Annotated in this window: 10 protein-coding genes and 1 pseudogene; 4 read left to right on the top strand and 7 right to left on the bottom strand. The window is 59.5% G+C overall.

Going from position 1 to position 12,707, the window contains the following annotated elements:
- Positions 1-48: 48 nt before the first annotated feature.
- From AB5975_18910 to AB5975_18895, 4 genes are all read right to left on the bottom strand, one after another.
- A complete protein-coding gene (locus tag AB5975_18910) occupies positions 49-1,407 on the bottom strand; it encodes an aspartate aminotransferase family protein (protein ID XDR18677.1) in 1,359 nt (452 codons plus the stop codon).
- A 68-nt stretch (positions 1,408-1,475) separates the two neighbouring features.
- Positions 1,476-2,249, bottom strand: a complete 774-nt coding sequence (locus AB5975_18905) for a gamma-glutamyl-gamma-aminobutyrate hydrolase family protein (GenBank protein XDR18676.1) — start codon at positions 2,247-2,249, stop codon at positions 1,476-1,478.
- Between the two features lie 72 nt (positions 2,250-2,321).
- Positions 2,322-3,668 (bottom strand): glutamine synthetase family protein, encoded by a 1,347-nt coding sequence (locus AB5975_18900; protein XDR18675.1) that lies wholly within the window; start codon positions 3,666-3,668, stop codon positions 2,322-2,324.
- Positions 3,669-3,695: 27 nt separating this feature from the next.
- Entirely contained in the window at positions 3,696-4,250 is a 555-nt protein-coding gene (locus AB5975_18895; GenBank protein ID XDR18674.1) for a helix-turn-helix domain-containing protein, read from the bottom strand.
- Between the two features lie 214 nt (positions 4,251-4,464).
- Between AB5975_18895 and AB5975_18890 the strand changes: the two genes are divergently transcribed.
- The 3 genes from AB5975_18890 to AB5975_18880 all read left to right on the top strand — a co-directional run bounded on the left by AB5975_18890 (position 4,465) and on the right by AB5975_18880 (position 7,501).
- Positions 4,465-5,358, top strand: coding sequence for a LysR substrate-binding domain-containing protein (locus AB5975_18890; GenBank protein ID XDR22993.1), 894 nt, complete (start codon positions 4,465-4,467; stop codon positions 5,356-5,358).
- Between the two features lie 152 nt (positions 5,359-5,510).
- Positions 5,511-6,644, top strand: a complete 1,134-nt coding sequence (locus tag AB5975_18885; protein XDR18673.1) for an aminotransferase class V-fold PLP-dependent enzyme — start codon at positions 5,511-5,513, stop codon at positions 6,642-6,644.
- A gap of 149 nt (positions 6,645-6,793) precedes the next feature.
- Positions 6,794-7,501 (top strand): tellurite resistance TerB family protein, encoded by a 708-nt coding sequence (locus AB5975_18880; protein ID XDR18672.1) that lies wholly within the window; start codon positions 6,794-6,796, stop codon positions 7,499-7,501.
- A 16-nt stretch (positions 7,502-7,517) separates the two neighbouring features.
- On the opposite strand, the pseudogene AB5975_18875 reads toward AB5975_18880, so the two are convergent.
- Together AB5975_18875 and AB5975_18870 are read right to left on the bottom strand one after the other, a co-directional pair.
- Positions 7,518-8,147, bottom strand: a pseudogene (locus AB5975_18875) (murein L,D-transpeptidase catalytic domain family protein).
- Between the two features lie 170 nt (positions 8,148-8,317).
- Positions 8,318-9,352: a L,D-transpeptidase gene (locus AB5975_18870; protein ID XDR18671.1), complete on the bottom strand. Its 1,035-nt coding sequence runs from the start codon at positions 9,350-9,352 to the stop codon at positions 8,318-8,320.
- Positions 9,353-9,646: 294 nt separating this feature from the next.
- Between AB5975_18870 and AB5975_18865 the strand changes: the two genes are divergently transcribed.
- A complete protein-coding gene (locus tag AB5975_18865; protein XDR18670.1) occupies positions 9,647-11,167 on the top strand; it encodes an NCS1 family nucleobase:cation symporter-1 in 1,521 nt (506 codons plus the stop codon).
- A 117-nt stretch (positions 11,168-11,284) separates the two neighbouring features.
- Here AB5975_18865 and AB5975_18860 read toward each other — a convergent pair whose 3' ends face one another.
- Complete coding sequence (locus AB5975_18860; protein ID XDR18669.1) at positions 11,285-12,517, bottom strand: hypothetical protein; 1,233 nt, start codon at positions 12,515-12,517, stop codon at positions 11,285-11,287.
- Positions 12,518-12,707 lie beyond the last annotated feature (190 nt).

Below are 12,707 nucleotides of genomic sequence, written 5' to 3'. Positions count from 1 at the left end.
CCTGTGGGAGCTGGCTTGCCGGCGATGGGATGCGAAGCAGCCCCTTTCTTACCGAACAGCTTCGTACGTCAGGTCCAGGCACTTGCGAGCCTTCTGCACCAGCTCGTCGATCTCTTCGACACTGATCACCAGCGGTGGCGCGATGATCATGGTGTCGCCCACGGCGCGCATGATCAGGCCGTTGTCGAAGCAGTGCTGGCGGCAGATCATGCCGACACCTTTGCCTTCATAACGGGCGCGGGTGGCCTTGTCCTTCACCAGCTCGATCGCACCGAGCATGCCCAAGCCGCGGACTTCGCCTACCAGCGGGTGGTCGGCCAGTTCGCGCAGGCGTTGCTGCAGATAAGGTGCGGTTTTATCGTGCACCTGCTGGATGATCTGCTCGTCGCGCAGAATGCGCAGGTTCTCCAGGCCCACCGCAGCCGCTACCGGGTGGCCGGAATAGGTGAAGCCGTGGTTGAAGTCGCCGCCTTCGCTGATGACCTTGGCCACTTCGTCACGCACGATCACTCCGCCCATGGGGATGTAACCGGAGGTCAGGCCCTTGGCGATGGTCATCAGGTCGGGCTTGAGGTCGTAGTAGTCAGTACCGAACCACTCACCGGTACGGCCGAAACCGCAAATGACTTCGTCGGCGACGAAGAGGATGTCGTACCTGGCCAGGATTTCCTTGACCTTCGGCCAGTAGGTCTGCGGCGGGATGATCACACCGCCGGCGCCCTGGATCGGCTCGGCGATGAAGGCGGCAACGTTGTCCACGCCAACTTCGAGGATCTTCTTCTCCAACTGCTCGGCCGCCCACACGCCGAAGTCGGCCTCGGTCATGTCGCCGCCTTCACCGAACCAGTAGGGCTGCGGGATGTGCACGATATCCGGGATCACCCCGCCCTGCTGGTGCATACCGCTCATGCCGCCCAGGGCCGCGCCCGCCACGGTAGAGCCGTGGTAACCGTTGATGCGGCCGATGATGACGTTCTTGTTTTTCTTGCCCTTCAACGCCCAGTAATGGCGAACCATGCGCAGTACGGTGTCGTTGCCTTCGGAGCCGGAGCCTGTGAAGAACACGTGGTTCATGCCTTGCGGCGCCACATCGGCGATTGCCTTGGCCAGCTCCAGCGCAGGCGGGTGGGCAGTCTGGAAGAACAGGTTGTAGTAAGGCAGCTGCTTCATCTGCTGGCTGGCGACCTCGGCCAGCTCGTCGCGACCATAGCCGACCGCCACGCACCACAGGCCCGCCATGCCATCGAGAATCTTGTTACCTTCACTGTCCCAGAGGTACACGCCCTTGGCCGAGGTGATAATGCGCGGGCCTTTCTCGGCCAGTTGTTTGACATCGCTGAACGGGGCCAGGTGGTGGTCGCGGCTCAGCGCTTGCCAGGCCTGGGTCTGCGAATTCTGTTCACTCATTGACTTCACTCCATCAAGTTGCGCAGCGGTGCTGCGCGGGTATTTTCGTAGGTGGGCAAGGTGGCTGTTCAGGCGGACAGCAACAGCCTCTGGCGCAGCACCGAGCGCTGCCGGCAGGCCTTGCCGAATGACTGGAAGATGGCCAGGTACTGCGGGTTGTCCATGACCTGGAACTCCGGGTGCCATTGCACGGCCAGGGCAAACCCCTTGCTGTTCTCGACCGAAATCGCCTCCACCAGGCCATCTGGTGCCAATGCTTCCACCCGTAGCCCCGGGGCCAGTACATCAATGCCCTGGCCGTGGATGGAATTGACGTCGAAGATCGCCGGCAAGCCCATGCGGTCGAGCAGGCCACCGGGTTCCACATGCATGGTGTGACGCGGGCCATACTGCTTTTCGATGGGCTCGCCCTTGCCTTCGCGGTGATCCATGAACACCCCAGCCTCGTGGACCTTCTGGTACAGGGTGCCACCCAACGCCACGTTCATTTCCTGAAAGCCACGGCAAATGCCAAGTACAGGCACACCGGCGGCGATGGCCGCACGCATCAGCGGCAACGTGGTGGCATCACGCAAAGGGTCATGATGGGTGCCTACCGCACTGGCCGGGCCGTTGTAGTGAAACGGCTCGATGTTGGACGGCGAACCGGTGAAGATCAGCCCATCCACCACGTCGAGAATATCGGCGCTGTCCATCAGGTCACCGAGGCTGGGGATCACGATGGGCAGCCCACACGCCGCTTTGGCGGCCGCGCGTGCGTACTTCTCGGCGATGGTCTGGGTGGCATGCTGCTCAATCATGCTGGTGCATGCGGTAATGCCAATAACGGGCACACGTGGCATATCTTCCTCCGGCAAATCGGTATTGCGCGTGGTATTCAAACGTTGAAAAAGCGTCTGTTCGGACCGCAGCAGTCAAAGGAACCAGCGGTATTCGCGGGCATCGATGTGGCGCATGAAGTCCAGTTGCTCCTGGTATTTGTTTTCGCAATAAACCATCACGAACTCACTGCCCAGGCCTTCGTTGACCACCGGGTGGTGACGCATGGCGGCCAGAGCGCTGAGGGCATCCTTGGGGAAGTCGATGCCGCTCTGGCGGTTGTCGTTCAACGGCGCAATGGGTTCCACGCCACGGTCCAGGCCATGCTCCATCCCGGTCAGGATGGCCGCCAGCACCAGATACGGGTTGGCATCGGCGCCCGCGAGGCGGTGCTCGATGCGCAGGTTGCGCGGGTCGGATTCCGGGATGCGAATGCACGCATCACGGTCCTCGAAGCCCCAGCTGGCCTTGCTCGCCGCGTTGACCATCGCGCCATAACGGCGGTAGGCATTGTGGTTGGGGGCAAAGATCGGCATGCAGTGCGGCAGCAGCTCCAGGCACCCTGCCACCGCATGACGCAGCTTGCGCTGCTCGGCACCGGCCAGGATGTTGTTGCCGGCGTCGTCGTACAGGCTGACATGCACATGCATGCCGCTGCCTGGCGCGTCCAGGTACGGCTTGCTCATGAAGCTGGCACGGTAGCCGTGCTTCATCGCGATACCCCGGGTACTGCGGCAGAACAGCGCCGACCAGTCCGCCGCGCTCAGGGCATCGTCGCTGTGGGAGAAGTTGATTTCGAACTGGCCGGGGCCTAGCTCAGCGGTGATCACGTTCGCCGGCACGCCCTGCTCGTTGGCGCCATCGACCATCTCGTGCAGCACCGACGAGAAGCGCGACAGCCGCTCGATGTGCATGTTCGGTTGGTCGTCTTCGTCCCCGGTTGCCGTGTCGCGCGGGTACTGCGGCAGGCCGTTATCGAGCTTGCGGTCGAACAGGTAGAACTCCAGTTCGAACGCCACCACCGGGCGGATACCACGCTTGGCCAGGCGCTGAAGCACGCGAGCCAGCACTTCTCGGGGTTCGAACTCGATCGGCTTGGCAGTGCCGTCGGAGGTGATGAGCATCTGGGCGATCACTTCCTTTTCCCAGCGCACCGGCTTGAGGGTGCCCGGTACCAGGCGCCGCGCGGCATCCGGGTCGCCGTCGGCGAAGCAGTAGTCACCAATCGGGTAGAGCCCACCCTGGGTGCCCAGCAGCACGCAGTTCTGCGGCAGTTTCAAAGGCGCACCGGCTGCGACTTTCTCCAGCATGTCGATGGGGTAGCGCTTGCCATAGAAATGCCCGGGGATATCCAGTGCAATCAAGTCGACATAGCGTATTGCCGGGTGTTCTGCTCGGAACGAGCGCACTTCAGCCAGCAGATCCGGAAAGATGACACTCATCTTCTTATCCTTGTGAGGTGAACGAATTCAATTGAAGACCCAGAGCACACGGGTGGTCTTTTCCGTCAGGTTGGCGTAACGGAATTGCGCGTGGGGTTGCAGCTGGAAGCAGTCGTTGGCTTGCAGGGTCACGGCGTCACCCTGGTCCAGCCATACCGTGAGCTCGCCTTCGAGCACGAAGCAGCCCTGCTCGGAACGATCGCTCAGGTAGTCCTCGCCACTGGTGGCGCCGGGCTCGAGATGGCTGTCGAGCATGGCGAACGCGCCGGCGATGGTCGGCGAGGCCAGCACGTCGGTAATGCCCGACTCCAGGTACAGCGTGCGCCGCTCATGGGGGCGCGTGACCCAGCCGATGCTGCGGGGCTTGCTCAGGTTGTAGAAGTACGCGGTGGATACGCCGAGCGCTTCGCTGATAGCGGTGAGGTCCGCCACGGTCGGGCGTGAAACACCGCGTTCGACCTGGGAGAGAAAACCGACAGAGCGGTTGATGCGCTCGGCCAGTTCACCCAAGGTCAGGTTCTTGAATTTGCGCAGGTCGTGAATAAGGATCGCGAGGGCTTCAACCTCTTCGTGCATCTTCATCGTTTCGGACTGCCGTGAAATTTTTATGTTTATTTTTCATGAAAAATTACACTAAAAATTTCACGAGTCAAGCTGCACGATGAAAAACCGCTGCCGCGAAAAGAGCGCTTGAGGTTCAGGAGCTTGAATTGAAGGCGCTGGCGCGGGTTTCTTTAAAGGTGCTCAGGGAGTAGCCTCGGCAATGAATTTTTCCAGCCCGGCCATTGCCAACGTCATGCCAAACGGTTTCCCTGAATTGCCCTCGCTTAATGCGCTACGCGTGTTTGAAGTGGTCGCCCGCCACCTTAACTTCCGCCTGGCCGCCGAAGAATTGGGCGTGACCCAGGCGGCAGTTGCACAACAGATACGCGGGCTGGAGGCAAGCCTGAACCTTCGCCTGTTCGAGCGCCTGCCCCGGGGCCTGGCACTGACCGATGCAGGGCTGGGTTACAGCGGCAGCATCCGCAGTGCCCTGGCCATGATCGATGAGGCGACACGCCTGCTGCGGCCACAATCAGCGCACCTTACGGTCAGCGTTACCCCGACCTTTGCCTCCAAATGGCTTATTCCCAGGCTGGGCAGTTTTGCGCAAAGCCACCCGGACATCGATTTACGTGTGCTGGCTACAGATCGACTGTCCCACTTCAACACCGATGGCGTGGATATCGCCGTCCGCTATGGCAAGCCCGAAATCGGCGCAGGCCTGAACAGCGAACTGTTGATGGAGGATCGCATCGTCGCAGTGGCCAGCCCTGCGTTATTCGAGGGCAGCCAAGTCCCCGCCAGCTTCGAGCAACTGCAAGATTTCATCATGCTCCACGATGCCCATAACTTCTGGCCTCAGTTCCTTGCTGCAGTGTTTCCGCAACACGTGCAACCGACCGCCAAGAACCTGCGGTTCAATCAGACCTCATTGGCCATTGATGCGGCCATCAGTGGCCAGGGCATTGCGTTGGCCAGCCTGGCGTTCGTCAGTGATGACATCGTCGCCGGCAGGCTGATTCAAGTCTTCGCTCAGCAGCTCAGGCTCGACAAGTCGTTCTATCTGGTGTGGCCACGCAAGCTGCAGCAGCCTGAGTCGCTTGGCGTCGTGCAACACTGGCTGAAGCAACAGACAGGCAATAGTTAATCTACGGTTAGAGCAAAGTTTAGCGGTCACCGGTACCGGTGAGGCTGTTGATAAGGTCGACCGAAGCCGCACACCGCCCTGCCCCGTCTTGTCATTTGCCAGGGCTTAGGGCAGGGTCGATATCACGGACATCTCTGCCAAGGAGTCACCCCATGTCAACGCTCTACTCCAGTATTGATCCTGAGGGGCTGGTCGAGTACTCGGTGGTGTACACCGACCGCTCGCTCAATCACATGTCTCAGGCATTTCAAGGCGTGATGAAGAACATTTCCAAGACCCTGAAACAGGTCTATGGCGCCCAGGCTGTTGCGGTAGTGCCGGGCAGCGGTACATTCGGCATGGAAGCAGTTGCGCGCCAGTTTGCCACTGGCCAGCAATGCCTGGTGATACGCAACGGCTGGTTCAGTTATCGCTGGAGCCAAATCCTCGATACGGGCAACATCCCGGCGGCCACCACGGTGCTGAAAGCCCGACCGGTCGACACGGGGCGCCAGGCGGCCTACGCGCCACCGCCTCTGGAGCAAGTGCTGGCGGCAATTGAGGCGCACAAGCCTCAGATTGTCTTCGCGCCCCACGTTGAAACCTCATCAGGGATTATCCTGCCCGACGATTACCTGCGGGCCGTCGGCGATGCCGTGCATGCAGTGGGTGGCCTGTTCGTACTGGACTGCATCGCCTCCGGCACGATTTGGGTCGATATGCACAAGTGCGCGGTCGACCTGCTGATCAGCGCACCGCAAAAAGGCTGGAGCGCCTCACCTTGCTGCGCCTTGGTGATGTTCAGCGCGTTGGCCCTCGAACGCATCGAGCACACACAGAGCAGCAGCTTTGCCTGCGACCTGAAAAAGTGGCTTCAGATCATGCAGGCCTACGAGCAAGGTGGGCATGCGTACCATGCGACCATGCCCAGCGATTCGCTCGCACGGTTCAACGACGTGGTGAACGAGATGCAAGCCTACGGCTTCGACAAGGTCCGCGCGGAACAACAGGCGCTAGGTGATCGGGTGCGCGCCCTGTTGACTGGCAAAGGCATCAAGAGCGTGGCCGCATCGGGCTTTCAGGCACCGGGCGTCGTGGTGAGCTACACCGATGATGCCGATATCAAGAGCGGCAAGAAATTTGCCGATCACGGCCTGCAGATAGCCGCCGGCGTGCCGTTGCAATGTGACGAGCCAGCCGACTTCCAGACCTTCCGCATCGGTCTGTTCGGGCTCGAAAAGCTGCACAATATCGAGCGCACGGTCAGCACCCTTGAGCAGGCATTGGACGAAGTGATGAGAGGCTGAGCCAGTACCCTGGCTGCAGCACCTGCCATATGGGTGCCTGACCCGACCTTGGCCCTTCTGGGCCAAGTCTGCCAAACGGTCATGGCAGTTCGCCTCGAGGGGGCTATCGTTGCTTGTCTGGGCAACGACTACCGACCGAGGGCGGTGCCATGAACACGACTGATCTACTCGAACAGCTGCTGCGCGCCGGACAAGGCTCGCGAGCGCAACAAGGGAACGGCGGCCTGGCATCGCAAGACGGCCTGGGCGGCTTGCTGGGAGGGCTGCTTGGCGGCGGCAGTGCAACGGGTGGCGCTGGCGGTCTTGGTGGTTTACTGGGCGGGCTTTTGGGTGGCGGCAGCGCGCTTGGCTCTACCCAGGGCCGCTCTGCGGGTGGCACCAATTATGCCGCGCTGGCGTCGTTGGGCATGATGGCGTTCCAGGCCTATCAAAGCTGGCAACGCAGCCAGGCAGCCGCCCCGCAACAGGCCATGCGTACGGTCGATCAACTGTCGGGCGCCGAAGCCGAAGGCCACAGCCATGCGGTACTGCGCGCATTGATCGCGGCAGCCAAGGCTGACGGTCGCATCGACGAGCAAGAAGAACAGTTGATCTACGCCGAAATCAAACGCCACACCAGCGACCCGCAACTGCAGCAATGGCTGGATGAGGAGGTTAGCAAACCACTCGATGCAGCCGAGGTGGCACAGTCTGCCCAGGACCCCGCCATGGCTGCCGAAATGTACCTGGCTAGCGTGATGCTGGTGGATGACCAGCAGCCCGCAGAGCGGGCCTACCTGGACGAACTGGCCAGCGCACTGCAAATCGATCCGACGTTGCAGGTGCACCTGGAGCAACAGGCCAAGGGTAATCAGTAACTACCCACCGTTGCCTCTACTTGCTGGCGAGCGACTGATTTGCCAGCGGGCAGCTCTGTGCGTTGAGAAAACGTGATGTTTTCAGCCAGTTCTGCTGCGGGTAATAGGCAAACACATAGCTACCGCGTTGCAACGTCTCGATCAGCTTGCCGGCAATGGCCGGCCGAACGGCAGGGCAGCCCTGGCTGCGCCCCAGGCGCCCTAGGCCGGGCACAACCTTGGGGTCGGCATACGCGGCGGCATGCATCACGATTGCCCGCGACATGCTGTTGTCGTTGAACCCCGGCTCCAACCCTTGCAGGCGCAGCGAGCGGCCATGCTTGCCGCTGTAGGTCTGGCCGGTTTCATACAGGCCGATGGAGGACTGGTAACTGTTCGGCGCGTTGGAGAACGTGGTCGGCACATCGGCGCCGCTGTTCTTGCCATGGGCGACCCACTCTTCGAACAGCAGTTTCCGGGCCCGCAGGTCGAACACCCACAGGCGTTTGTCACGCGAGGCCTTGGAGTAATCGATCACCGTCAGCAACTTGTTCGCGTCGTTGTGACTGGCGCATGAATAGGCAGTAAGGGCCAGGGCCAAGGTGGACAGGTTGGCGTTCGGCGCCAACTGCTGCAGCTCGGCAGCACTAGGCAGAGATTGCGCGTAGGCAGCAGGCCAGGCGCTCAAGAAAACAGGCCAATACTGGCCACCGAGAGCCGGACGGCTCCGCGCAAAGGTTCAAACATCGACATAGGGTACCCTGTTGAAAACGTGTCTTATCTGCCTTGTTTGCAGCCAAAAACCGCTACTTTGCTTGATTTACTGAAGATTGCCGATCATTTCTTGACCAATGGTTTAGATTCTTCACTGCCCTCGGTGCTGATCACCGTGAATTGTCCATTGCTGCGGGTATCCCGAGTAGACGCCCAGTCGGTGATCACCAGCATCGTGCCAACGTCCATTGCCGCTCGTAGATGACGGCGAAATTCCGGGTTGATGTTCAATTGCCCCAATTGTTCATAAGGCGTATTTCCATACTCCGGGTTGCTCAAGCCCACCACTGACCAGCGTAAGGGTAGCCCGCCATCGAGTGCCAAGCTGGATGGCTTTTGCAACAGGGAATACACCGCCATGCCACTGCGATGCTGGCCGCTTTCAGCCGAAAGTGCCGGCGCCGAACCGATCAACTGGCCACCGCGGAACACGTAGGCCCGCAAGTCGGCGCGGCTGATCAGGATCGACAGTGGCCCAGCCGTCGGGTCTGGGTCGTTCCAGAACTGTTGGTTGTTCAATACCAGCGGGCCTTGGGCCTTGCCATCGCTGACCGTAGGCGCCAGCACGCCGGGGTGGTAGACCTCCACCGGCGCACTGTTGGTATCGGAAACGATGACAGTCGTCGAACTGAAACCGGTGACTTCGTACAGCTTCTTGGCAAAGTCCATCGGCAACCGGACACAACCATGCGAAGCGGGGTAGCCCGGCAGATGGCCAGCGTGCAAGGCAATGCCGTCCCACGTCAGGCGCTCCATATAGGGCATCGGCGCGCTGTTGTAGAGGCTGGATTTGTGCTCGACCTTCTTCTGCAGAATGCTGAATACCCCGGTGGGGGTTTCCCGGCCTGGCTTGCCGCTGCTCACGGTACTGACGCCAATGGCAATGCCATTGCGATAGACGTAGGCACGTTGCTCGGTAAGGCTCACCACCACGGTCACCGGCCCTACCGGCGAAACCTGCGGGTACCAGAGAAACTGGCCAGGCTTGAGGCTTTCGAGCTGGCTCCTCAGTGCGGCCGGGGTGGGCACCTGCAGTGGGGCTGCTTCGACCAAGGCAGCGGCAAGTAACAGACCCAGTCCGAGCGATACATGCGACATCGAAAAGCCCCCATAGAATCCTGTTGGCAGATTAGTCCGAACATTCCCTTGAAAGCCACCCGTTCAGCGCGTCAGCTCAACCTGGTGAACAGGTAAGCATCCCCGCCTGGCGCGTGCGGTAACAACTTTGCACAAAAAATGTGCACAAAATACCCACTTCTCGGCGAGGCGTATCACGCAAAAATGCCGAATGAAGGCTGTAGAAGGCTGGCCTCAACCGAACGCGTGGGTTGGTATGAATCTTGTGTGTATACAAATTCAATAATAAAAGTACACAACCATCATGGAGTCCCGATGGCGTCGATTTCACGTTCCGATGTTGGTCAGCTTGATGTTCTCCCCGCCGATACGGCCGAGCCCAATCAGCTGGCGTTGAGCCCGCGTCTGTACAGTGCCGACCTTGCCCCGACCCGCGCGGCCAATCGCACCTGGGGGCGTTACAGCCTGTTCGCGCTGTGGACCAACGATGTGCATAACATCGCCAACTATTCCTTCGCCATCGGCCTGTTCGCCCTGGGCATGAGCGGCGCGCAGATCCTCGCCGCCTTCGCGCTTGGTGCGCTGGTGATCTACGGCCTGATGAACCTGTCGGGCTACATGGGCCAGAAGACCGGCCTGCCCTACCCCGTCATGTGCCGTATCAGCTTCGGCATTCATGGTGCGCAGATCCCGGCACTGATCCGCGCGGTGATCGCTATCGCCTGGTTCGGCATACAAACCTACCTCGCCTCGGTCGTGCTGCGCGTGCTGCTGACCGCCATCGCTCCAGACCTCAAAGCCTACGACCAGAACTCGATCCTCGGTCTGTCGACGCTGGGCTGGATCACCTTCCTAGGCATATGGTGCGTGCAGGTGGCGATTTTTGCCTACGGCATGGAGATGGTGCGCCGCTTCGAGTCCATCACCGGGCCGATCATTCTGGTCGCCTTTGCCTGCCTGGCGGGCTGGATGTACTGGCGCAGTGGCCTGTCGATTTCATGGTCCAGCGGCAACGCGCCAACCGGCTCGACTATGTGGCTGAAAGTGCTCGGTGCCGCCGCGCTGTGGGTCTCGCTGTACGGCACCATGATTCTCAACTTCTGCGATTTTACCCGTAACTGCCCAGACCGCCGCACCATCAGCGTGGGCAACTTCTGGGGCCTGCCGGTGAACATGCTCGGCTTCGCGCTGATCGCCGTGGTACTGGCCGGCGCGCAGTTCAGCATCGACGGCAAGCTGGTGCAGGGACCGACCGAAATCGTCGCCGCCATCCCCAACACCGCCGGCCTGGTGCTGGCCTGCCTGGCCTTCCTGATCGTCACCGTCGCGGTGAACATCATGGCCAACTTCGTCGCCCCGGCCTACGTGCTCGCCAACCTCGCGCCGAACCTGCTGAACTTCCGCCGCGCCGGCTTGCTCAGCGCCGCCATCGCGGTGCTGATCCTGCCTTGGCACCTGTATAACAGCCCGTCGGTGATCGTGTATTTCCTCGGCGGCCTGGGTGCCCTGCTCGGCCCACTGTACGGAATCATCGTCACCGACTACTACCTGGTTCGCCGCAGCCGGGTAAACCTGCCGCAGCTGTACAGCGAAAGTACAGAGGCTGCCTATCACTACAACCGTGGGGTCAACCTGCGCGCTGTAGCGGCGTTCATCCCGGCTGCGCTGATCGCCATCGTGCTGGCGCTGGTGCCGGCGTTCGATACGCTGTCGCAGTTTTCGTGGTTCTTTGGGGCAGGTTTGGGCGGGTTGATTCATTACGCCATTGCCGATCGCAGTGCCCGCTACACCGAAGTATCCGGCGAAGGCATCGCAGTGGATAGCGCGCAGCACTGACAGGGGCTGGCTGCGCTACCACCGGTTTTCACTCTGGGACGTTAACAGCCATTTGGCGAATGGCTGTTAACGATGAAGGGTGAAACATGGCTAATTCAATACTGCATTCAACCTTGCCTAGATGTTTCGATTCAAAATATCTGCAATCAGAAGGCAAACATTGGGGTCGAGAGCAATACTTGCGACGCCGTTCTGTGAGTGCACAGTGGCGGGCTGTTTGATATTCTCGCTTTGCGATACGCCCTTTGCAATACTTTTTCCATTCACGCTCACGATGAGCCGAACATTCCTGACGACAAGCGGAATTGCAAATTGTTCATCCAGAAACTGAGCACCCGCCACTCCAGATATACGGGGATCGACCAGAGTATCGACTGAGTCATATAGATTCACGAAGCGTTCAATCAACAGCCCGTCCGCTCTTCCGAACAGAAGCTTAAGATCCAGATTCATGAGCGCCTGAAAGTCAACTTCCACCCGGCAACAGCAAAACGTCAAAACACTCAATAATACCTGTGAACTTTTAAATCTACTGCTTTTCTCGCCATTTGAACTGTAGGATTCTGACAAATGCAAGCGGGTCAAATAGAGCGTATCGTTTTCCCAAAGCAAGTTTATATCTAGCCGCGAAGGCATTGGTTTTACGCCAGCATGTTTAAACCCGTACCACTCGTAGAAACCGCCAAATCGCTCATGCATTGGCGTGTCCGGCCTGCGACCATTGTTGATGTCCGATTCATGGTAGAGCATGCTTGAGCAGAGCGACTCTGACAGCTCCTCCGTTGGGGAAATTTTGCCCCACGTCCATTCGCCCATTTGTGTGAAGCGCTGATCTTGCTGCAAGATCTCCTTCTGCAGCAGTTTGCTTCCACTTCCGGCGAGGTAGCACGTGCCAAAATTTTCTGTTTCGACAGACAGTTCTGATCGATGGGTGAATGCATGCTTCCGATTGTTTCTGTCGATCAGAACACCTAAAACATGGAAGCGCCTTGCCTGCTCTCCCATGCTGATCAATATACGCTGCAGCATGTCATGATCGACCAAGGCGCCCGGGTCGTAAGAGATCCTGGTATTGATTGCGTCAGACAGCGCAACCCAAAACTCGAAGGCCGGTCGGCAGTCACCTGCAAAGGCAAGCATCCCACCACCATTGGGGAGGACGATCGTCTTGCGAGCCATACGTACCAGATGGAAAGGCCCATCAAGGTCTTGCCAATCTGTTTGAACGATGCCTAACGAAGGGACCCAAATCGACTTCGCTGTGCGGCCATCCTGCCCATCAGAAGTAATCAGGCAGTCAGCAATTAGGTGCGGATCATTGTCTGGGTTGATCAGGGCAATTACAGTCATTTGTTAAACACACTCTGGCCGGCGAGACGGGGCTTAGGATACCGTATTCACCCAACCAGGGTATCAATCGAGTGTTCTACTGATACCTTGAACATTCGCATAGGATCAACTGCACTTTTTCGCCAACGACAACTATAGGTTGAAAGTGATCAGTCGACTGATCAAGCCTGTGCGTTTACCCTGGCGTTTT

Origin of the sequence: Pseudomonas putida (assembly GCA_041071465.1) — a bacterium.
Classification (GTDB): Bacteria; Pseudomonadota; Gammaproteobacteria; order Pseudomonadales; family Pseudomonadaceae; genus Aquipseudomonas; species Aquipseudomonas putida_P.
This window is presented reverse-complemented; position numbering and strand designations above follow the sequence as displayed.